This window comes from Methylobacterium sp. E-065, assembly GCF_022829605.1.
In the GTDB taxonomy this organism is placed as follows: Bacteria; Pseudomonadota; Alphaproteobacteria; order Rhizobiales; family Beijerinckiaceae; genus Methylobacterium.
In genome coordinates this window covers 25,976-47,178 of sequence record NZ_JAKSYD010000067.1, presented here as the reverse complement: position 1 = coordinate 47,178, position 21,203 = coordinate 25,976, and the positions used below count along the sequence as shown (strand labels likewise).

Genomic DNA, 21,203 nt, shown 5'->3' with positions numbered 1-21,203 from the left:
CGGCGTCTTCTGGAGGGCTCCTTCGAGGCCTGCGCTGCACTCTGGCACCTCAGGATGAGGGTACGGTTGGGACGTGTGTCCGCCAACAATCGTCGGCTCCCCATCTTCGCCACCCTCCTCTTCGCCGCCCCCCTGGTGACCGGCTGCGTGGTCGGCCCCGACTATTCCCGGCCCTCCGTGGAGACGCCGCTCGGCTACAAGCAAGGCGGCGTCCGGGAGGACAGCCCGGCCTATGTCGCGGCGCGCAAGAAGGGGTTTCGCGAGGCGCGGCCGAGCGATGCCGTCGAGCGCGGTGACTGGTGGCGGGTCTTCCGGGATCCGAATCTCGACCGGCTGATCCGCCTCGTCGATGTCGACAACCAGTCCCTGCGGCAGGCGGTGGCGAATTACCGGCAGGCCCGGGCGCTCGTCGCCTCGGCCCAGGCCGCCCTGTACCCGACGGTGATCGGCGCCCCGAGTATCACCCGCGCCGGCAGCGGCAGCACCGTCCGCACCAGCGAGTCTCTGGTCGGTCAGGCGAGCTGGCAGCTGGACCTGTTCGGCGGAACCCGCCGCACCATCGAGAGCGAGGCGGCGCTGGCGCAATCCGACGCCGCCACCATCGCGCTGACCCGCCTGACCATCCAGGCCGAGGTGGCGGCCGATTACCTGACCGTCCGCTACGCCGATTCGCTCCAGAAGGTGCTCGACGAGAATGTCGAGAACTTCAGGAAGACCGCGGCGATCACCGAGAACCAGTATGCCGCCGGCGTGGCGGCCCGCTCCGACGTCATCACCGCGCAGACCCAGGTCCAGACCATCGAGGCCCAGGCCATTGCGGTGCGGCTGACCCGGGTGCAATACGTGAACGCCATCGCCACCCTGATCGGGCGCCCGCCCTCCGAGGTGTCGGTCCCCGTGGGCGGCATCAACCGCAATCCGCCGGCCGTGCCGGTCGGCATCCCGGGCGATCTGCTGGAGCGGCGCCCGGACGTCGCCCAGGCCGAGCGGCTGGTTCAGGCCCAGAGCGAACGCATCGGCGTCGCGGTGGCGGCTTTCTTCCCCACCGTGACGATCTCGGCCCAGGGCGGCGTTTCGGGACTCACCCGCAACGGTCTGTTCTCGGCGGCCAACCAGTTCTGGTCGGTGGCGGGCTCGGCCAGCGAGGTGCTGTTCGACGGCGGTGCCCGCACCGCGGCCCTGCGCTCGGCCGAGGCCGCCTACGACGCGCAGGTGGCCAATTACCGGCAGGTGGTGCTCGCGGCCTTCGCGGAGGTCGAGAACCAGATGGCGGCCCTGCGCATCCTTGGCCAGCAGCAGTCCGCGCAGGACAAGGCCGTCGAGCTGTCGCGCAAGGCGGTGGAGATCACGCTCAACGAGTACCGGGCCGGCACGCAGAACTTCACCACCGTGGTGACCGCGCAGGGCTTGCTCGTGTCCAACGAGATCAACGCCCTGCAGGTGCGGCTGAGCCGCTTTACCGCGGCGGTGACGCTGATCCGGGCGCTGGGCGGCGGCTGGGACGTGCGGTCGCTGCCGAGCGATTCCGAGCTGAAGGGCCCGAGCCTGCCGATCGACCGGGGCGGCCAGGCGGTCCGCCCCGACGAATAAGGCTCGGCAGGTCATGGGTTTCAAAGGGGATGAATCCCTTTTGCGGGTGCAGGGCAGAGCTCTGCTGTACGGATCCTGGCCCCCCTCTCGGGGGTCCGGGATCTGTATGCCGGGGTTTCACCCCGGCTACCCACCAAAGGGCTGAGCCCTTTGGGATCCCCTTGATCGGAACGGACCTCCGGCAGGACGGGTTGTCCCGCCGGTTTGCTGCACCGCAGATGGACGGGAGTCGGGGATGGCCGAGCAGACGACAGCCCTCAAGAACGATGCGGCCTGCGGCACCAAGCCGGCACCGCCCTGCACGCTGGTGATCTTCGGCGCGGGCGGCGACCTGACCAAGCGCCTGCTGATGCCCTCGCTCTACAACCTTTCGGGCGCCGGGCTGCTGCCGGAGGGCTTCTCGATCCTTGGCGTCGACCACAACGACGGCACCGACGAGGGCCTGCGCGACACCCTCACCAAGACCCTGGAGGCGTTCAGCAAGGACCCGACCTCGGAGTTCCACGCCGACCATATCGATCCGAAGAGCTGGGGCTTCATCCGGGAGCGCCTTCACTATCTGAAGGGCGATTTCGAGAAACCGGAGACGTTCGCCGCCATCAAGGCGAAGGTGACGGGCAACGCGGTGTTCTACTGTGCGGTGGCGGCCCGGTTCTTCGGGACGATCGTGGACGGGCTCGGGCAGGCCGGCCTGCTCAAGCAGGAGGGCGACAATTTCCGCCGGGTGGTGATCGAAAAGCCGTTCGGCTCCGATCTCGCCTCGGCCCGGGAGCTCAACGCCCGCATCCTCAAGCAGGGCGACGAGAGCCAGTTCTATCGGATCGACCACTTCCTCGGGAAGGAGACGGTCCAGTCGATCATGGCGTTCCGCTTCGCCAACGGGCTGCTGGAGCCGGTCTGGCGGCGCGAATATATCGACAGCATCCAGATCACGGCGGCCGAGACGGTCGGCGTCGAGGAGCGCGGCGGGTTCTACGAGCCCACGGGCGCGCTGCGCGACATGGTGCCGAACCACATGTTCCAGCTCCTCTGCATGGTCGGCATGGAGCCACCGAACTCCTTCGACGCGGAGGCCGTGCGCACCGAGAAGGCCAAGCTCGCTGAGGCCGTGCGGCCGATTCCGCCGGAGGATGCGGTGCGCGGCCAGTACACGGCCGGCACCTCCGAGGGGCGCGACGTGCCCGCCTACCGGGACGAGCCGCATGTCGCCAAGGACTCGGTTACCGAGAGCTACATCGCGTTGAAGCTTCATATCGAGAACTGGCGGTGGGCCGGCGTGCCGTTCTACATCCGCACCGGCAAGCGCATGACCGGGCGGCGCACCGAAATCGCGGTTCTGTTCAAGCCGGCCCCGTTCAAGATGTTCGAGGACACGCCGACCGCCGATCTCGGGCCGACCGTGATGCGGATCCAGATCGACCCCGACCATGGGGTGAGCACCGAGTTCAACGTCAAGGTGCCGGGGCCGCAGATGAAGATCGGCCGCGTGCGCTCCGGCTTCCGCTACAAGAACTTCTTCGCCGACACGCCGAATGTTGGCTACGAGACGCTGCTGTACGATTGCATGACCGGCGACGCGACGCTGTTCCAGAGGGCCGACAACATCGAGGCCGGCTGGGCGGCGGTGGACCCGCTGCTCCAGGGTTGGCCGCAAGCGGACGTGAAGTTTTACGCCGCCGGCAGTCCTGGTCCGAAGGAGGCCAACGATCTCCTGACCCGCGATGGCCGGCACTGGCTGGGGCTGGACGGGACGACGGATTGAGAACCGAAGAGCCGTGCCGGATCTGACGACCGAGGGCTCGAATCCGGCTATTTTCCGGCCCACCGCAGCATGGTAGTCTCCAACCATCCTGAAGATCTTCCATCAAGCAGGGGACGGTGACTTTGGGCGAGGCCACGTTCACCTTCCAGGTCGATGAAGCCCTGAAGACTGCGTTCTCTCAGGTCGCGCGGGAGCGCGACCGCAATGACGCTCAGCTGTTGCGTGATTTCATGCACGCGTACGTTCAGCAGCAACGGGACGAAACCCAGCATGACGCTTGGTTTCGTCGGCAAGTTCAGATCGGCCTGGACTCGGCCAAGAGTGGCCGCGTGATCCCCACCGAGGATGTCGAAGCCCGGTTCGCCGCCAAGCGGTCAGCCACGCAGCGACGGCTTAATGCCTTAAAATGAGGGCCTTGGTCTGGACGCTTGAAGCGCTTCAGGACCGCGACGCAATCTACGATTATATCGAGGCCGATAATCCAGCCGCTGCCATGACGCTCGACAAGCGGTTCGCCGAGCGCGCCGCGTGCTTGGTGGAGCATCCAGCCCTTGGCCGGCCGGGCCGCGTCACGGATACCCGTGAACTGATCGTCCACCGGCGGTACATCATCGTCTACGACGTGGACGAGACTGCCGTGCGGATCCTTCGGATCTTGCACGCCGCTCTGCAATGGCCGCCCTGGTCGAGCTGAAAGCGTCTCCGGAAGCTTCGGGGGCATCGTTGCCGCGTACGGGAGGAAGGATTTTGGCGATTGGGAGTCCTCGCCAGTCTCGATCTCAGAGCCGCTTGAACGGCAGCATCGCCGCCACCGCCAGCGCATCGACCCGGTTGTTCAGCGGGTCGCTGGCATGGCCCTTGACCCAGTGCCACGCCACCTCGTGGCGTTCCCGGGCGGCGTCGATGCGGTGCCAGAGATCCTCGTTCTTCACCGGCTTCTTGTCGGCGGTGCGCCAACCCTGCGCCTTCCAGTTGTGGATCCAACTGGTGACGCCCTGGCGCAGGTACTGGGAGTCGGTGAACAGGTCGACCCGGCAGGGACGCTTCAGCGCCTCCAGCGCCTCGATCGCCGCCAGGATCTCCATGCGGTTGTTGGTGGTGTGGGCCTCGCCCCCGGAGAGTTCCTTCCGAGTATCGCCGAAGATCAGGATCGCGCCCCAGCCGCCCGGCCCGGGATTCCCCGAGCAGGCGCCGTCCGTGTAGATCTTCACGCGCGTCGGCTCGGCCGCGGGTTCGGTCACGTCGGTGCTCATCCGGTCCTCAGCCCTGCCGCCCGTAATCCCGCGCGTCCCGCGCTTGGCGATGGAAGGTGAGCCGGCGATCGAATTCCCGCGGATCCTTCGGCTTCACCAAGGCGCCGGGCGGCACGTTCAGCCAGTCCACCAGCCGGGTCAGCATGAACCGGAGCGCCGCCCCCCGGCACAGGATCGGCAGGGCCGTGACCTCGGCGGGCTCAAGGTGGCGGACAGCCTCGTAGCCGGCAAACAGGGCTGTCGCCATGTCGTGGTGGAAGGTGCCGTCGGGGTCGAAGCACCACGCGTTCAGGCACACCGCGATGTCGTACGCGAAGGCGTCCGTGCAGGCGAAGTAGAAGTCGATCAGCCCCGACAGGGCATCGCCGATGAAGAACACGTTGTCGGTGAACAGATCCGCGTGGATCACGCCCCCCGGCAGGCCTTTCGGCCAGTGTGCCTCCAGAAAGGCGAGGTCGTCCCGGGTGCGCGCCGCGAGACCGGGCTCGACCGTGTCGGCCTGATCTTCGGCCTGCGCGAAGAGCGGCCGCCAAGCCGAGACCGAGAGGCTGTTGTCCCGCACCATCGGGAAATCGCGGCCGGCAGCATGCAGCGCGGCGAGCGCCCGGCCGAGTTCCCGGCAATGCTCGACGCCGGGGGTCTTGACCGAGACGCCCTCCAGGAAGCTCACGATGGCGGCGGGCCGGCCGCAGAGCTGCCCGAGGGCCTGACCGGCCCGGTCGCGCACCGGCTGCGGGCAGGCGAGACCGCGGGCCGAGAGATGCTCCATCAGCCCGATGAAGAACGGCAGGTCGGCTTCCCGCACCCGCTTCTCGTAGAGCGTCAGGATGTAGGAGCCGCCGGTGGTCTGGAGAAAGAAGTTCGAGTTCTCGACGCCCTCGGCGATGCCCTTGAAGGAGAGCAGGCTGCCGATCGCGTAAGCCGACAGGAAGTCGGCGAGCGCCGTGTCGGATACCTCGGTGTAGACGGCCACGTGTTCGCGCTCTGAATTTTTGGAACTTCGATACGACGAGGGGCGCCGAAGCGCCCCCGCATAAAGCCTGCTGCGCCTGTGTCCAGGCTGCCTATTCGGCGGCCTCGCTGCGCAGTTCCCGCGGCAGCGGGAACACCATGTCCTCGATCACGGTCGAGACCGTGTCGACCACCACGTCGTAGCGGGCCGCGAAGGCGTCGATGATTTCCTCCACCAGCACCTCGGGCGCAGAGGCGCCGGCGGTGAGGCCGAGCTTGCGGATCCCCTCGAAGGCCGGCCAATCGATCTCCTCGGCGCGCAGCACGAGGCGGGTGATCGGGCAGCCGACGCGTTCGGCGACCTCGCGCAGGCGCTGCGAATTCGAGGAGTTCGAGGAGCCGACCACGATCAGGGCATCGACCAGCGGCGCCACCTGCTTCACCGCCTCCTGGCGGTTGGTGGTCGCGTAGCAGATGTCGTCCTTGTGCGGCCCGGTGATGGTCGGGAATTTCTGCTTGAGCGCCTCGACGATGTGCCGGGTGTCGTCCACCGACAGGGTCGTCTGGGTCACCCAGGCGAGGTTGTTGGGATTCTCGGGGTTCAGGGCGCTGATCTGCTCCAGATCCTCCACCAGGGTGATCGAACCCTTGGGCAACTGGCCCATCGTGCCCACCACTTCCGGGTGGCCCGAATGGCCGACCAGCAGCACATGGCGGCCGCGCTTGTGATGGATCTCGGCCTCGCGGTGGACCTTGGTCACCAGCGGGCAGGTGGCGTCGATCGTGGTCAGCCCGCGCGAATCGGCGTTGGCCGGCACGGTCTTCGCAACGCCGTGGGCGGAGAAGATCACCGGGGCGGCGCCATCCGGCACCTCGTCGAGTTCGCGGACGAACACGGCGCCCTTCCGCTTCAGGCTCTCGACCACGTACTTGTTGTGCACGATCTCGTGCCGGACGTAGACGGGCGGCCCGTAGATCGCGAGCGCCCGCTCCACCACGTCGATGGCCCGCACCACGCCGGCGCAGAAGCCGCGTGGGGCACAGAGCAGGATCTCCAGCGGCGGCTTGCCGGTGGTGCCTGCGACGGGCTCGGAAGGCGTGATCGTAGCGGTCATGCGGGCGATGTGGCGAGGGTGGGGCTGTCCTGTCAACAGGATTGCCCTACGAACCGGGCAGAACAGGGAAGCGGACGGGCTCTGTAGCACGTTTGCCGCGGGAATTGGAGCCGCGTCCGCTCCGAACCTCACGGGGTGCCGCGAGACCGGTCCCGACCCTGCGGGGGAGCGAGGCCGCACGGACGCCTGCGGCAGCCTGTCAGAGCCGCCGGATTCCCGTCACCGCGCCGAAACTGTTCGCCTGGATCCGCTCCACCGCCCCGGCCAGGGGCTCGACCGCCACCGCCATGTGGTGGCCGTTGGCGTGGATCAGCGTCTCCGGGTCGAGCATCAGCCCGACATGGCCGCGCCAGAACACGAAATCGCCCCGGCGCAGGCCGGTCAGAGCGAGGGGTAGCGCCTGCCCGAGATCCCGCTCCTGCAGGTCGGCATCACGCGGGCAGGCGAGCCCCGCCGCATCCAGGCAGAGCTGCACGAGGCCCGAGCAGTCGAGCCCCAGCGTCGTCCGGCCGCCCCAGAGATAGGGTGTTTCCACGAGGCGCGCGGCCGTGCCGGCGTAGTCCGGCGCATGGTCCGCCACGGGGGCGCAGTGCCGGGCGAACACGTAGCCGCCCGGGGTCTCCAGATACGCGCCCGTCGCTCCAGTCACCACCAGACGCACCCCGAAACTCAGATGGGCGAGAACCGGCCGCTTCAGGTCGGGTTCCGGATACAGGAAGGTGCGCAGAGCCGTGACCCGGTGGGTCGGCTCCGGCCCGGCCGGGCCGAGGCTGTTGGCGGGCAGGTAGCCGACATAGCCGTCACGGGCGAGCTGCACGAAGGCGAAGCCGTTTGCCGCGTCGTACAGGGTGACGGCGTCGCCGAGCAGCGCTTCGGTGTCGAGCCCGGCATCCGGGGCAGGCGCGCGCCGCAGGGGAGCGAAGGGCGCCGTCACCCGGCGGGGGCTGCCGGCCACGAAGCGCGCGGCGGCCACCCGGCCGCGCAGGCGCTCATCGGCGATGTCGGCGCGGGCGGGCGTCAGCCGGGAATCGAGGGAGTCGGTCATGGGGAAATGCTACCAGACCGGGTTCACGATGGGATGAACGCCCGGCGGCATGGGCGGGAATCCGTTGCGCGATCCCGTCTGCGCTTCTATGTCGCACGGGATGCCCAATGGGAAAGGATGCGGGTCCGAGGTTTTCGCGTGCTCGACGGCCCCGCCGAACCGATGCGTCGCGGGGGGCAAAGCTTGATCAGCCATGCGCCGTCATGATCCGTCACAGATCTTTGATGCACTGCACAACCGCCCTGGAAAGCGCTATGTCTGTCCCATGAAGACCGCGAGTCGCCCCGTGAAGAAGACACAGAAGAGCTTCGCCGACCTCCCGCCGATCCGGGTGCGCCGCGAGCCGCCGACGGTGAACGAGGCGGTCGCGGCCGCCCAGGACCTCGCCGACGATGTCGAGCAGCAGGCCGAAATCGCGGCCGGCCTGATCGGCCTGCCCGTCGACGAGGTCCGCCCGCATGTCCTGGCGGCCAAGAAGATGAAGCCCGAGCGCATGCCGGAGCGGATCATGACCCAGGCCAGCCCGAGCCGGGCCCCGCGCACCGTCGTGGTCGAGCGCCGCACCCGCCCGACCGTGGTGATCGAGCGCCGCACCCGGCCCCTCGCGCCCCCGCGCTGACGGGATCCGGCCCTACCAGGGCAGCGTCGCGCCCCGGTAATCGAGATACTGCGCGCCCGGCTGGCCGAGCCGGGCCGTGATGACGTCGGCGAGGCCCGTGACGCTGGTGGCGACGTCGATATCGGCCTCCGCGCCGCCCATGTCGGTGCGCACCCAGCCCGGATGCAGGATCAGCACCGAGACGTTCTCCGCCCGGTGGCGGATCTCGAAGCTGCGCGCCAGGGTGTTGAGCGCCGCCTTGCTGGCCCGGTAGTTCTCCCAGCCGCCGGTCTCGTTCAGGCTGACACTGCCGAGAATCGAGCTCATCAGCGCGAGGCTGCCGCCCGGCGCCAAGCGATCCAGGAACGCCTCGGCGAAGCGGATCGGGCTGACCGCGTTGGTAAGATAGACCTGCGCGGCGACATCCCGCGGCACCGCATGCAGCGGGTCATGCGCCTGCGTGGCAACGCCGGCCACCACGAAGATCAGGTCGAAGTGCTGGTCCGCCAAGCGGTCGTGCAGGGCGGCGACGCTCGCCTCGTCGTCGATATCGGCGGTCTCGACGCGCAGCGTTTTCGCGTCGAGGCGGGCGAGGTCGGGGGATGGGGTGCGCTGGGTCGCAGTAACGGACCAGCCGCGCGCCAGGAACGTCTCGACGAGGCCGAGCCCCAGGCCCCGGGAGGCTCCGACGATCAGCGCGTTTTTTTGAGACTGGGTCATGGTCGGCCTCCGGATATCGGGCGGATAAGAGGGGATTGGGTCCGGAGGTTTCGCGCGGGGCCGGGATTCGGGCGAAATCCTATACCGCGCGGGATGCAAGCCGACACAGTCAGGCCGCCCGCACGGTGGCGAGGAAGCGCCCGACCTCCGCGCGGAGATGCTCGGACTGGCGCGCCAGTTCGGAGGCGGCGGACAGGACTTGGCTCGCCGCCGCCCCCGTCTCCTCCGAAGCCTGCGCGACGCCGGCGATATTGCCGGTCACTTCGTTCGTGCCGGTCGAGGCCTGGGCGACGTTGCGCACGATCTCCTGCGTGGCCGCGCCCTGCTGCTCCACCGCCGCCGCGATCGAGGTCGCCACGCTGTTGATCTCGCGGATCCGGCCCGTGATACCACCGATGGCCGAGACGGCCTGATCGGTCACGCCCTGGATCTCGCCGATCTGGCCGGCGATCTCCTCCGTCGCCTTGGCGGTCTGGCCGGCCAGGTCCTTCACCTCGGCCGCCACCACCGCGAAGCCGCGTCCCGCTTCGCCGGCGCGGGCCGCCTCGATGGTCGCGTTCAGGGCGAGCAGGTTGGTCTGGCTCGCGATGTTCGAGATCAGCCCGACCATGTCGCCGATCCGCGCCGAGGTTTGACGCAGCGCCTGAACCAGGGTGGCGGTCTGGTCCGCTTCGCCCACGGCCGCCTGGGCCAGCGTCGCCGAGCCCCGGACCTGCCGGCCGATCTCTTGCACCGACATGCCCAACTCCTCCGCGGCGTAGGCGACCATGTTCACGTTCGCGGCGGCTTGTTCGGACGCGGCCGCGACGGCGGTCGACCGGCTCGTGGTCTCGGTAGCCGTGGAGGTCATCTGTTCTGCCGTCGTCTGCAACTCGGTGGCGGACGACGACACCATGCCGATGACGCCACCCACCGCTGCCTCGAAGCCGTCGGCTATCTGGCGCAGGGCCGCCTTGCGCTGCTCCTCGGCGGTGCGTCGCGCCTGAACGGTCTCGGCTTCGAGCTGAAGGGTGCGGATCGAACTTGCGCGCGATGCCTCCAGGGCGAGGGCGATCGCGCCGATCTCGTTGGCCCGCCCGGTATAGGGAATCTCTGCCTGATGGTCGCCGGCGGCGAGGTCCTTCATGCGCTGGATGAGGCGGTCGATCGGACGCGTGACGCGTGCGATCAGGTATCCGAGTGAACCGATGCCGACGGTGAGGGCAAGGCAGCAGAGGAGCGTCGTGAGCCCGATCGAACGCGCATAGGTCTCACCGGCGCTCGCCGTGGACTGCTCGCCGCCCGCGACGTTCAGGGCGGTGTTACGGTCGAGACAATCCAGGGCCTTCTCGAAGGGTATGCGCGAGGCCTGGAACAATGCGTTGAGGGCAGGCTGATCCTTGGCTTGCGCCGCCGCGATCAGTTTCGCGCGATACCCCTGGTATTCGCTCCAGTGTTGCTTGAACCCGGTCCAGAGGGCCCCCTCCTCCGTGCTGGAGATCAGGGAGACGTAACCCGCCGCAACCGCTTCGGCTTCACCGAGACGGTGATCCGAGATCTCGACCAGATCGTTGACGGGCTCGACCGCGGTAACCAGGCGCGCATCGACAAGACGCAAGCGCGTTATTTTATATTTGATTTCACCAAGTTTTGATACGCTTGGTAACCAGTTCGTCGATAAATCGAGCGCATTGTCGTGAACCGATCGCAGCTGAGAAACACCGAGCACACCTTGCGCCGAGATGGCGGCCACGAGCGCACAAACAAGCGCGATGAGAATGTGCTTGACCGTGAATGCCATGGCGCTGCCTCAGACGGGAGTCGATGTTCTCCATAGTGGCGCTGATAAGCACTTCATGTACTGACTATGTGACACTGTTTTGCTGCGGCAAGTCTCTATCGCCTTACCTCCAATTTATTCTTACTGCGATTCATATTTTCAATTTACAAGCACATTGATTTTATGATGCCACCGTCAGATCTGAATTACATCGTTCACTCATGAAAGCGCGGCCTGCGGCTGAACGGTGTCGGCAGGCGCTCTGACGTTCAAGCCGCAGCCTCCGCCCCCCGATCGACACGATCGGGTGCGGAATGACGGCTCCAGAGCGAGAGCCACCTCCGCTACGGTCGAGCAGACCAAACCTCGAAAAAAATCAATCCGCCGTCTGCACCGACCACGTGGCGTGGCGGATGCCCGGGGCGCGGGCGAGCGCGTTGGTCACGGCGTCGAGTTCGTCCGCCTTCACGGCGCTGGCCGTGAGCGTCGCCACCACGTCGACCGCGCTCTCGCCGCGCTCCTCCACCTCGACGTTGCCGACCGGGTAGTTGGCCGCCTCCAGGAGTTCCACCAGCAGGTCCTGCGCCGGGCCGGCCTCGCCGGGCGCTGTGGTGACCTGGACCTCATAGGTCGCCTCGGTGGCGGATTCGCGGATCGGCGCGCGGTTGATGGCGTTCACCAGCGGCCGCAGCGCCGTGTTGCAGGCCAGCACCGTCACCATCACGAACACCGCCTCCAGGGGCAGGTCGGCGCCGCAGAACGCGCCCACCGCGGCCGAGCACCAGAGGGTCGCGGCCGTGTTGAGGCCGCGGACGTTCATGCCCTCCTTCATGATCACGCCGGCCCCGAGGAAGCCGATGCCGGAGATCACGTAGGCGACGGTCCGGACGCCCCCGTCCGGGCCGCTCAGCCGCATGCCGAGATCGACGAAGGCCGAGGCCCCCACCGCCACCAGCACGGCCGTGCGCAGGCCCGCGGTGCGCTGCCGGTACTGGCGCTCGGCCCCGATGATCGTGCCCAGCACGAAGGCCACGAGCAGGCCGATCGCGGATTTCGCTTCTTCGGGGAGGGCAGCGTAGCTGGTCATCGGCGGTTCTTGCGAGCGGGGCGGTGACGAAACCGTGACATCGTGGACCGGCCCGGGCCCGAAAGCCCAAGGAAACCGGGATTGACGGCCGTACCGGGCAGCAGGCACACCGGCAACAGACTGAGGATCCCTTAAGAATTCGGGACCCGGCCGAGGAGGCGTGCAGGATGCAGGACAGAGCCCAGGCGGCGGATACGGTCCGCGCAGGATCTCTCCACGCGAAATCTTGTCGCTCATGAGCGGCGCCCTCGCCGAACGCCGGCCCGAGACGATCCCGGATGCCGCCCTGCACGGCCGCGTCATGGCGCTGCGCGAGGGGCTGGAACGCGGCCTGATCGGCAGCGCCGGCCTCGTCGAGCGCCTGCTGATCGGGCTCCTCACCGGCGGCCACCTGCTGATCGAGGGCGCGCCTGGGCTGGCCAAGACCCGCGCGGTCAAGCGGCTCGCCGACGGGCTCGACGGCTCCTTCGCGCGCATCCAGTGCACCCCCGACCTGATGCCGGCCGATCTGACCGGCACCACCGTCTGGCGGCAGGACAGCGGCACCTTCGAGTTCCTGCCCGGGCCGCTGTTCCACGCCCTCGTGCTGGTGGACGAGGTCAACCGCGCGCCCCCGAAGGTGCAGTCGGCCCTGCTCGAATCCATGGCCGAGGGTCAGGTGACGGTCTCAGGATCGACGCACCGGCTGTCCGACCCGTTCATGGTCGTGGCGACCCAGAACCCGATCGAGCATGCCGGCACCTTCCCGCTGCCGGAGGCGCAGCTCGACCGCTTCCTCCTGCACGTCGTGGTCGACATGCCCGACGAGGCCACCGAGCGGGCGATCCTCGACCTCGTGGAGGGCGAGATCACCCATCACGTCGACGCCATGACGATGCGGCTGTCGCTGGCGGACGTGCGCGCGGCCCGGGAGGCGGCGCTTTCCACCTACGTGTCGCCGGCGCTCAAGGATTATCTCGTCCGGCTGGTGGCGGCGACCCGCACCGATGCGGCGGCGCCGGACCTGCGCGCCCTGATCGAGCATCCGGCCTCGCCGCGCGGTACCCTGGCGCTGATGATGGCCGGCAAGGCCCGGGCGTGGCTGCGGGGCCGCGACCACGTCACCCCCGAGGACGTGACCGAACTCGCCCGCGACGCCCTCGCACACCGGATCGGCCTGACCTGGCGGGCGGCCGCCGAGGGCAAGACGGCGCGCGGCGTCGTCGGCGAGCTGGTGCAGCGGGTGCGGGCGCTCTGACGGTGTTCGGGCTGAAGATCCCGCGCCGCGCGCCCCCTCCCCCCTCTGCGGGGGAGGGTACCCTGCGCAGCTGGGGGGGCCGGGACAACGCCCGCCAAGAGGGGAGCGACGGTGCGGGTTTCGGCACGCGTCGCGACCTTTCCGGCACCGATCACGGCATCCATCTCTCGGGCGAGGCCCTGATGGGCCTGCGCCACCTCGCCCGGCGAGGCTCGGCGCCCGCCACGCGGACGCTGGCGGGCCTGCCGGGGGGCATCGTCACCCGCCGCCGCGGGCGCGGCTCGGAGCCGGAGGATGTCCGGCTCTGGTCGGAGGGCGACGACCGCCGCTTCATCGACCGCAACGCCACGGCCCGGACCGGGCAGCTGCATGTCCGCACCCACCACGACGAGCGCGACCGGGCCGTGGTGCTGCTCGCCGATTTCCGGCCCTCCATGCTGTTCGGCACCCGCCGGGCGCTCCGCTCGGTGGCGGCCGCCGAGGCCCTGGCGCTGCTCGGCTGGCGGGTCGCGGCCGATGGCGGCCGGGTCGGCTTGGCTGTGGCCTCCGCCGGCGCCCCCACGGTGCTGCGGCCGGCGGGCGGCGAGCGCGCCATGATCGCGGTGACCGGGGCGCTGGCCCAGGCCCATGCCGACGCGCTGGCGGCCGAAACCGGTTCGCCGACCCGCACGGAGCCCCCGCTGGAGACGACGCTCGGCCTCGCCCGCGGCCTGCTGCCGGCCGGGGGCCATCTCGTCGTCGCCAGTGCCCTGGACGATCCGGGCCCGGGCTTCGACGAACTCCTGACCCTGCTGGCCGAGCGGATCGCGATCCGGCTGATCCTGGTGAGCGACGCCTTCGAGCGCGCCCGGCCGCCGGGCTACTACCCCTTCGCCCTCGCGGACGGGCACCGGGGGACCGCCCTGTCGGCGACGGCCACCGGACAGGCCGAGGCCCGGCTCGCCGACTATGCCCGCCGCGGCATCGCGGGGGTGCGCCTCGACGTCGAGACCGGGCCTGAGGCCTACGCGCCGCTGATGGAGCGCCTCGATGCGGTGCTGTGAGGCCGGACCCGGCGGATCGCCGCGATGAACCCCGCCACGATCCCCACAGAGACCCCGCTCGGCCTCGATCAGCTCCGCGGTCTCCATCTGCCGGGCGGTGCCGCCGGAGCCGTGCAGAGCGAGATCGTCGCGGCGGCGCTCCTGGGCTTCCTCGCCGCCCTGCTGGTGGGGCTGGTGCGCTATGGGCGCAGCCGGTCCCGGGCCACGGTACGCCGGGCGGCGCTCACCGAACTCACCCGGAGCCGCAGCCTCGATCCGGAGGCGCGGCTGCTGGCCCAGGCCCGTCTGCTGCGCCGCCTCGGCCGGACGCTCGGCGGCGAGGTTGAGAGCCGGGCCGTGGGGGCGGACTGGGCGGCCCGCCTCGACGGGCTGTTCCGGACCGATTTCTTCGCGCGGGGCGCCGGGCGGGTGCTAGCCGATGGTCTGTACCGCCGGCAGACGCCGGATCTCGACGCCCTGGATGCCGAGCTCGGCCGCCTGATCGGACGGCTGCGGACATGAATGGTGTTCTGCCCGCCTGGCTCAGCGCACTTCTGTCGGCCTTCGACTTCGCCGCGCCCTGGGCGCTCCTGGCCCTCCCCCTGCCGCTGCTGGCCACGCGCCTGATCCCGGCCGAGCCGGAGGGCGGCAGCGGGGCGCTGCGCGTCCCCGGCACGGTGGTCGGCGAAGGTCGCTCCGGCGCCGACCTTGCCGCCCGCGGCCGGCGCCGGGCCGCGCTGACCTGGACGCTCTGGGTCGCCCTGGTGGCGGCGCTGAGCGGCCCGCGCCTCGTCATGCCGGCGACCGCGCTTCCGGCCTCGGGCCGCGAGATCATGATCGCCATGGATCTCTCGGGCTCCATGGAGCGGCGCGACTTCACCCTCGACGGCGAGACCGTGAACCGGCTCACCGCGGTCAAGCGCGTCGGCACCGACTTCATCCGGCGCCGGGCCGGGGACCGGATCGGCCTCGTGATCTTCGCCGATCAGGCCTACGTGGCCGCCGCGCCGAGCTTCGACACTGCGGCGGTCGCCCGGGCGCTGGACGAGGCGACGATCGGCATCAGCGGCCGCTCCACCGGCATCGGCGACGGCCTCGGTCTCGCCCTGCGGCGGCTGGACCCGCGGGATGCCGGGGACGACGCCCCCTCCGTCCCCGCGGGCGGCAAGGCCGCCAAGGCCGTGATCCTGCTCTCGGACGGCGCCAACAATGCCGGCCAGACCGCCCCCAAGGACGTGGCCGAGCTCGCCAAGGAACTCGGCATCAAGGTCTACACGATCGCGCTGGGTCCCCGGGACATGGCGGATGCCGACGGGGAGCAGGATGTGGTCGACACCGAGACCCTGCGCGACATGGCGCAGGCCAGCGGCGGCGAGGCGTTCCGGGTGCGCACCACCGACGATCTCGTCCGCGTCGCCGACGCCATCGACCGGCTGGAGGGGGGCCGCGCCCTGGCACCGCCCCTGCCGCTGCGCCGGGACCTCTGGCCGTGGCCGGCGGCCTTGGCGCTCCTGAGCGCGGCCCTGTTGCTCGCCAGCCGGAGGGGGGCGTGATGGGACAGGGAAGGGCTTTGACGCAGTTTTCTCCAGGTGTCCGGCACGAATCCGATGCGATATCGCGCGTTCGTTCCCGCGCGGTCCCTTTCCCGGGCGCATGCAGCGTCAGCGGAATGCGACCCGGGACCCAGCATGGGACATTGCGAAGCGCCCGTCTCGATCAACCCGCGCCGCGATCGCGGCGCGTCCTGTGCTGGGTCCCGGATCAGGTTCCGCTGGCGCTCCACCTGTCCGGGAAAGGGCTCGGCTTCGATCGTCAGGAAGGCTGCGCCATCTCCGGGTCGCCGCGATGAGCGCCCTCGACGCATTCGCGCTCCTGCGCCCCTGGTGGTTCCTGGCGATCCCGGTCGTCGTTCTGCTGGCCCTGCGGGCCGCGTCGCGCTCGGCACCGCTCGGCGACTGGGCCCGGGCGGTGGATCCGGCGCTGATGGCCCATCTCGCCCGCACCGGCGCGGTGCTCGGCGGACGGCGGCAGGCCAACCTCGCCGCCGCCCTTGCGGCCGGGCTGATCGCCCTGGCGCTGACCGGACCCGCGGTGGAGCGCGCCGACGCACGCACCTTCCGCAACCTCGACGAGACCGTGATCGTCGTCGACCTGTCGCGCTCGGTCACCGAGGGCGGCAATCTCCAGGGGGTCCGGCAGGCCGCCGCCGCGGTCGCCGAGGCCGCCGGGACCCGAGCGGTCTCCCTCGTGGTCTACGCGGGCGACGCCTACCTCGCCGCCTCCCCGACCACCGACCGCGACAGCTTCGGCACCACCCTGTTCGCGCTGGACGCCGACACGGTGCCCGACCGCGGCTCCCATCCCGAGCGCGGGTTGGCGCTGGCCCGCCGCACCCTCGCGGAGGCCAACGTGGTGTCGGCCGACGTGGTGCTGATCAGCGACGGCGACGGCATCGGCGAGGCCGCCACCCGCGAGGCGCGCGCGATCGCCGGGCAGGGCTGGCGGCTCCAGGCCCTGTTCGTCCCCGCCGACAAGCCGCTGCCGTCGAACGCGCCCAAGCCCGACCGGGCCGCCCTCGACGCCCTCGCCCGGGCCGGCGGTGGCACGACCGCCGACATCGCGGCCCCCGGCCCGGTGCTGGACGCGGTCGGGGCTGGCCTCGCCCAGCACCTCGCGGCGGGCGGCTACGGCGTGCTGGCCTACGCGGATCTCGGGCGCTGGCTGCTGCTGATCGCGGCCCTGCCGGCCCTGATGCTGTTCCGCAGGAGTGCTTGATGAGGCGCGCGTGATGCGGCTGACCCTGCCCGAGACGGGCTTTTCCGCTCCACTCCGCGCCGGCCTCCCGCCGCGCTGGCGGCGGCTGGCCCGGATCGCTGGCCTGGCGCTCGCCGGCCTCGGCCTGCTTGCACTGCTCGCGGTCTCGCAGCCCCGCACCGGGTTCGGGCGCCTGTTGATGGGGATCGGCCTACCGGGGCTTGCCGCAGAGGTGTTCGCTGATCCGGCCTGGCGGGCCGCCGCGCTCTACGAGGCCGGCCGCTACGACGCGGCGATCGCGCTGTTCCGCTCCGGGGGACGCCGGGCGAGCTACAATCTCGGCAACGCGCTGGCGCGGGCCGGCGATCTCGACGGGGCACTCGCCGCCTACGACGAGGCCCTACGCTTCAACCCCAGGGACGCCGACGCCCAGGCCAACCGCTCGCTGATCGCCCGGATGCGCGCCGAGGTGATCGACCGTGGCCCCGGCGGCGGCATCGCCAACGGCACGGCCCAGTACGGCGCCCGCTACAACAACACCGCCAACCAGGACCAGAACAACGACATCAACGCCGCCTCCAGCGGCGAGGGTCTGGCCGGCAACAAGGAGTCGAACGCCAGCGCGTCGCTGCCCGGCAACAGCAAGGTCGCCCGCCGCGGCAAGGCCGAGCAGCAATCGATCGACGCCGGAAAGGGCCAGGCTCGGGGGTCGGCCGGCGACGCGGCCGGCCGCGGCCGGACCGGCGGCGGTTCCGCCATGGTGGCCGAGGCGCCCGAGCGCGAGGTTCGCCGGGTGACCAAGAGCTTCGAGGCCCACGAGATCCGCCCGGACCGGCTCTGGCTCCAGACCCTGCCGGACGATCCGGGCCGCTATCTCAAGCTGCGCCTGCGCGCCGAGCAGACCCGCCGGGTCGAGGCCGGCACCGCGATCCCCGCCGGGAGCAACCCGTGGTGAGTTTTTTGGCGTTTCCGAACCGCGTGCCCTCCCTCCCCCCTCTGTGGGGGAGGGTACCCTGCGCAGCAGGGGGGGAGAGGGGCAGCGCGACGCTGCAGGATTTCACGCCCGTCGCGACCTCTCCGGCACCGGCGCTCCCCCCTTGCGGGACTTCGTCCCGACCCGACCGCCTTCGGGGGCCACCCTCCCCCGCAGGGGGGGGAGGGAGGAGCCGCATTCTGCTGACGGGTTTGTTCCTCGCCCTCACCCCCCTCGCCGCCCAGGCCGAGATCGAGCCCGGCGACCTCACCCTCACGGTCACCGCCGAGCGCAACGGCAACAGCGCCCCCTTCCCCCGCGAGATGGTGCTGTTGAAGATCCACGGGGTCTACAAGCAGCCGATCCTGCTGGAGGAGGTGGTTCAGCCCTCGCTCGCCAACTTCTCCTGGACGCAGCTCGGCCGCGATCATTGGAGCAAGGCCAAGCTCCCGGACGGCCAGAGCGCCATCGCGTTCGACCGCACCGTGGCGATCTTTCCCCATCATGCGGGCCAGTTCACGATCGAGTCGTTCACCCACAAGCTCACCGTCAACGATGTCGGCGAGCGCCGGGTGGTCGAGGTCCACTCGCAGCCGATCCCCTTCCCGGTGGCGCCCTGGACCGCCGCCACGGGCGGCCCGGACGCCAAGGAGCCCTGGTGGCTGCCCGCCCGGGACGTGGCGGTCACCGATTCGTGGAGCCCCGATCCCGAGACCATCAAGGTCGGCGAGACCGCCCGTCGGATCGTCACCCTGGAGGTCCAGGGCATGGTGGCCGAGGGCCTGCCGCCCCGGCCGGTGATGCGCACCCGCGGTATCATCACCTTCGCGGGCCCCGTCACCCGCGAGACCCTGCTGACCCCCTCGGGCCCCGTGGCCCGGGCCACCTACCAGTGGGACGTGAAGCCCGGCGTGCCGGAAATCATCCCCCTCGACGCGATCGCGATCCCCTGGTTCGACACCAACACCCGCACGATGCGCGAGACCGAGATCCCGGCCCGGCAGATCGGCGGCGGATTGCCCGACCGCGAGACCGACCGGGCGCCCCCGCCGGTCCCCGCGCCCCTCGCGGTCGCCGCGGCGGCGCTCGCCGCCTTCGGGCTCGGGCTGGCGCTGATCGGCTTCGGCCTGGGCCGGCCGACCCTGCGCCTGTCCGGGCCGATCCGGCGGCGCCTGCGGGCGGCAGCCCGCGCCGACGATCCGGCCGGGTTCCGCGCCGCCCTCGATGCGGCGATGCGCGAGGCGCCGGAGCTGGCCCGGATCTGGCGGGCGCAGCCCGACCTCGCCGCCGCCTTCGCGGCCCTCGACCGGTCGGTGTTCGGCGCCGCGGGCGCGGCCGGACCGGATCTACCGGCCCTGGCGCGCAGCCTGTCACGCGCCCAACCGGTGGCCGCCGCACCGGGGCCGGACCGGCTGGCGCCCCTCGACGGACCGGCCCGCTAGAGCGCTCTCCGCCGAAGTGGACGCCGGTTCGGCGCACGAGAGCGCGTCACACCAAAGGCTTAGAGCCGCCGGGGTCTTGGCCACGGTACACGACAGCATCCCGTGGCTGGGTCATGAGCGATCCCACCCAATCCCCCTCATCCTGAGGTGCGAGCGCAGCGAGCCTCAAAGGAGGGCTCCAGCCAGCCGCGCGATCCCTGGAGGGCTCTTTCGAGGCCTCCCCTGCGCTCCGGCACCGCCGGATGAGGGGGTGGGTTGGAGGTTCTGTTCAACCGCCCGTGGCGGGTGACTGCCTCAGGCCACGCTGCCGTACAGGTCGTAGGCCTCGGCCCGCTCGATCTTCACGGTGATGATGTCGCCGACCCGCACCGGCCGCCGGAAGGCGGCGTGGACGGTGCCGTCGATCTCCGGCGCGTCGGCCTTGGACCGGCCCCGGGCGACCCCGCCCTCGACGGCGTCGACGATGATCGGCATCCGCTTGCCGACCTTGGCCCGCTGGAGCCGGAGCGCGATGCCGTTCTGGGTCTCCATGAACCGGCGCTTGCGCTCGGCCTTCACCGCCGGCGGCACGAGATCGCCCAGAGCGTTGGCGGTGGCGCCGGCCACCGGCTCGTATTCGAAGCAGCCGACCCGATCGAGCTTGGCCTCCTGCAACCAGCCCAGAAGCTCCTCGAACTCGGCCTCGGTCTCGCCCGGGAAGCCGACGATGAAGGTCGAGCGGATCGCCAGATCCGGGCAGATCTGCCGCCAGCTGCGGATCCGGTCGAGCTGGCGCTCCTGATTGCCGGGGCGGCGCATGCGCTTGAGCACGGAGGGGCTCGCATGCTGGAGCGGCATGTCGAGGTAGGGGAGCACCTTGCCTTCGGCCATCAGCGGGATGACCTCGTCCACGTGCGGGTAGGGGTAGACGTAGTGGAGCCGCACCCAGGCGCCGAGCTCGCCGAGTTCCTTGGTGAGGTCGTAGAACTTCGCGCGGACCTGACGGTCCTGCCACGGGCTCTCACTGTAGCGGATATCGACGCCGTAGGCGCTGGTGTCCTGGCTGACGACCAGCAGTTCCTTCACGCCGGCTTTGACCAGCTTTTCCGCCTCGCGCAGCACGTCGGCGGCGGGGCGGCTGACGAGGTTTCCGCGTAGAGAGGGGATGATGCAGAAGCTGCAGCGGTTGCTGCACCCCTCCGAGATCTTCAGGTAGGCGTAGTGGCGTGGGGTGAGCTTGATCCCCTGCGGCGGCACGAGATCGAGGAACGGGTCGTGGGCCGGCGGCACCGCCTCGTGGACCGCTGCCACCACCGACTCGTAGGCCTGGGGCCCGGTCACCGCCAGGAGGTCCGGGTATTTCGCGCGGATCTCCTCGGGCTGCGCGCCCATGCAGCCCGTGACGATCACCCGGCCGTTCTCCGCCATGGCCTCGCCGATCGCCGAGAGCGACTCCGCCTTGGCGGAATCGAGGAAGCCGCAGGTGTTGACGATCACCACGTCGGCGCCGTCGTGCCGGCGGGCCAGCTCGTAGCCCTCCGCGCGCAGGTGGGTGAGGATCCGCTCGGAATCGACCAGCGCCTTCGGGCAGCCCAGAGAGACGAACGAGATCTTTGGGGCCGAAGCCTTGAGATCCGAAGCCTTCGGAGCGGGCGTGGGGGCTGGCGTGGCGGTCATGGGCGCATTCGACAGATCGGACGCCGCCCGCGCGTGTGGCCGATGAGACAGCCATACGGAGCGCGAGGACGAGAATTCGGGATCATGATCTTATAGCGGTTCTCAACCGCCCGCGCGAGGCCGGCCGCCGCAGGGGTGTCCGGCTCCAGGCACGAGGCTACCGGATCACAACGGACTTCTGTTTACTATCATATCCTTACCGGCGGATCCTGAGACCGCGCATAAGGGTTTGGGGCCGT

20 protein-coding genes are annotated in these 21,203 nt (G+C 70.3%); 12 read left to right on the top strand and 8 right to left on the bottom strand.

The window, feature by feature from the left end; translation table 11 throughout:
* The first annotated feature begins 75 nt into the window (after positions 1–75).
* From MKK84_RS06065 to MKK84_RS06050, 4 genes are all read left to right on the top strand, one after another.
* Positions 76–1,590: an efflux transporter outer membrane subunit gene (locus MKK84_RS06065; RefSeq protein ID WP_243917575.1), complete on the top strand. Its 1,515-nt coding sequence runs from the start codon at positions 76–78 to the stop codon at positions 1,588–1,590.
* Positions 1,591–1,825: 235 nt separating this feature from the next.
* Positions 1,826–3,352 (top strand): glucose-6-phosphate dehydrogenase, encoded by a 1,527-nt coding sequence (zwf, locus tag MKK84_RS06060; protein ID WP_243917573.1) that lies wholly within the window; start codon positions 1,826–1,828, stop codon positions 3,350–3,352.
* A gap of 122 nt (positions 3,353–3,474) precedes the next feature.
* Positions 3,475–3,762, top strand: coding sequence for a CopG family ribbon-helix-helix protein (locus MKK84_RS06055; RefSeq protein WP_243917571.1), 288 nt, complete (start codon positions 3,475–3,477; stop codon positions 3,760–3,762).
* Positions 3,763–3,767: 5 nt separating this feature from the next.
* A complete protein-coding gene (locus MKK84_RS06050; RefSeq protein WP_409566451.1) occupies positions 3,768–4,046 on the top strand; it encodes a type II toxin-antitoxin system RelE/ParE family toxin in 279 nt (92 codons plus the stop codon).
* Positions 4,047–4,131: 85 nt separating this feature from the next.
* Here the strand turns inward: MKK84_RS06050 and rnhA are convergent, their stop codons facing one another.
* From rnhA to MKK84_RS06030, 4 genes are all read right to left on the bottom strand, one after another.
* A complete protein-coding gene (rnhA, locus tag MKK84_RS06045) occupies positions 4,132–4,605 on the bottom strand; it encodes a ribonuclease HI (RefSeq protein WP_243917567.1) in 474 nt (157 codons plus the stop codon).
* A 7-nt stretch (positions 4,606–4,612) separates the two neighbouring features.
* On the bottom strand, positions 4,613–5,578 hold the full coding sequence (locus MKK84_RS06040; RefSeq protein WP_243917557.1) for a homoserine kinase: 966 nt from the start codon (positions 5,576–5,578) through the stop codon (positions 4,613–4,615).
* A gap of 91 nt (positions 5,579–5,669) precedes the next feature.
* The gene (gene ispH / locus MKK84_RS06035) at positions 5,670–6,671 is read right to left on the bottom strand and encodes a 4-hydroxy-3-methylbut-2-enyl diphosphate reductase (RefSeq protein ID WP_243917555.1); all 1,002 of its coding nucleotides are present in this window, start codon (positions 6,669–6,671) and stop codon (positions 5,670–5,672) included.
* A gap of 199 nt (positions 6,672–6,870) precedes the next feature.
* Positions 6,871–7,716, bottom strand: coding sequence for a C40 family peptidase (locus tag MKK84_RS06030; protein WP_243917553.1), 846 nt, complete (start codon positions 7,714–7,716; stop codon positions 6,871–6,873).
* 286 nt (positions 7,717–8,002) lie between these two features.
* Here MKK84_RS06030 and MKK84_RS06025 point away from each other — a divergent pair, with 286 nt between their 5' ends.
* Positions 8,003–8,335: a hypothetical protein gene (locus MKK84_RS06025; protein ID WP_243917551.1), complete on the top strand. Its 333-nt coding sequence runs from the start codon at positions 8,003–8,005 to the stop codon at positions 8,333–8,335.
* Between the two features lie 12 nt (positions 8,336–8,347).
* Here MKK84_RS06025 and MKK84_RS06020 read toward each other — a convergent pair whose 3' ends face one another.
* From MKK84_RS06020 to MKK84_RS06010, 3 genes are all read right to left on the bottom strand, one after another.
* The gene (locus MKK84_RS06020; RefSeq protein WP_243917549.1) at positions 8,348–9,034 is read right to left on the bottom strand and encodes an SDR family oxidoreductase; all 687 of its coding nucleotides are present in this window, start codon (positions 9,032–9,034) and stop codon (positions 8,348–8,350) included.
* Between the two features lie 109 nt (positions 9,035–9,143).
* Entirely contained in the window at positions 9,144–10,814 is a 1,671-nt protein-coding gene (locus MKK84_RS06015; protein WP_243917547.1) for a methyl-accepting chemotaxis protein, read from the bottom strand.
* 355 nt (positions 10,815–11,169) lie between these two features.
* Positions 11,170–11,880, bottom strand: coding sequence for an MgtC/SapB family protein (locus MKK84_RS06010; RefSeq protein WP_243917545.1), 711 nt, complete (start codon positions 11,878–11,880; stop codon positions 11,170–11,172).
* A 235-nt stretch (positions 11,881–12,115) separates the two neighbouring features.
* On the opposite strand from MKK84_RS06010, the gene MKK84_RS06005 reads away from it, so the two are divergent.
* The 7 genes from MKK84_RS06005 to MKK84_RS05975 all read left to right on the top strand — a co-directional run bounded on the left by MKK84_RS06005 (position 12,116) and on the right by MKK84_RS05975 (position 19,308).
* Positions 12,116–13,117: an AAA family ATPase gene (locus MKK84_RS06005; protein WP_243917543.1), complete on the top strand. Its 1,002-nt coding sequence runs from the start codon at positions 12,116–12,118 to the stop codon at positions 13,115–13,117.
* A gap of 182 nt (positions 13,118–13,299) precedes the next feature.
* Complete coding sequence (locus MKK84_RS06000) at positions 13,300–14,160, top strand: DUF58 domain-containing protein (RefSeq protein WP_243917697.1); 861 nt, start codon at positions 13,300–13,302, stop codon at positions 14,158–14,160.
* A gap of 24 nt (positions 14,161–14,184) precedes the next feature.
* Positions 14,185–14,661 carry a DUF4381 family protein gene (locus tag MKK84_RS05995; RefSeq protein ID WP_243917541.1) on the top strand — a complete coding sequence of 159 codons (477 nt, stop codon included), beginning with the start codon at positions 14,185–14,187 and terminating at the stop codon, positions 14,659–14,661.
* Positions 14,658–15,692 carry a VWA domain-containing protein gene (locus tag MKK84_RS05990; protein ID WP_243917539.1) on the top strand — a complete coding sequence of 345 codons (1,035 nt, stop codon included), beginning with the start codon at positions 14,658–14,660 and terminating at the stop codon, positions 15,690–15,692. Before MKK84_RS05995 ends, MKK84_RS05990 begins: the two co-directional genes overlap by 4 nt.
* 292 nt (positions 15,693–15,984) lie before the next feature.
* Entirely contained in the window at positions 15,985–16,914 is a 930-nt protein-coding gene (locus MKK84_RS05985) for a VWA domain-containing protein (RefSeq protein WP_243917532.1), read from the top strand.
* A 13-nt stretch (positions 16,915–16,927) separates the two neighbouring features.
* The gene (locus tag MKK84_RS05980) at positions 16,928–17,848 is read left to right on the top strand and encodes a tetratricopeptide repeat protein (protein WP_243917696.1); all 921 of its coding nucleotides are present in this window, start codon (positions 16,928–16,930) and stop codon (positions 17,846–17,848) included.
* Between the two features lie 221 nt (positions 17,849–18,069).
* Positions 18,070–19,308, top strand: a complete 1,239-nt coding sequence (locus tag MKK84_RS05975; RefSeq protein WP_409566452.1) for a hypothetical protein — start codon at positions 18,070–18,072, stop codon at positions 19,306–19,308.
* 294 nt (positions 19,309–19,602) lie between these two features.
* Here the strand turns inward: MKK84_RS05975 and rimO are convergent, their stop codons facing one another.
* Entirely contained in the window at positions 19,603–20,964 is a 1,362-nt protein-coding gene (gene rimO / locus MKK84_RS05970) for a 30S ribosomal protein S12 methylthiotransferase RimO (protein ID WP_243917524.1), read from the bottom strand.
* Positions 20,965–21,203 lie beyond the last annotated feature (239 nt).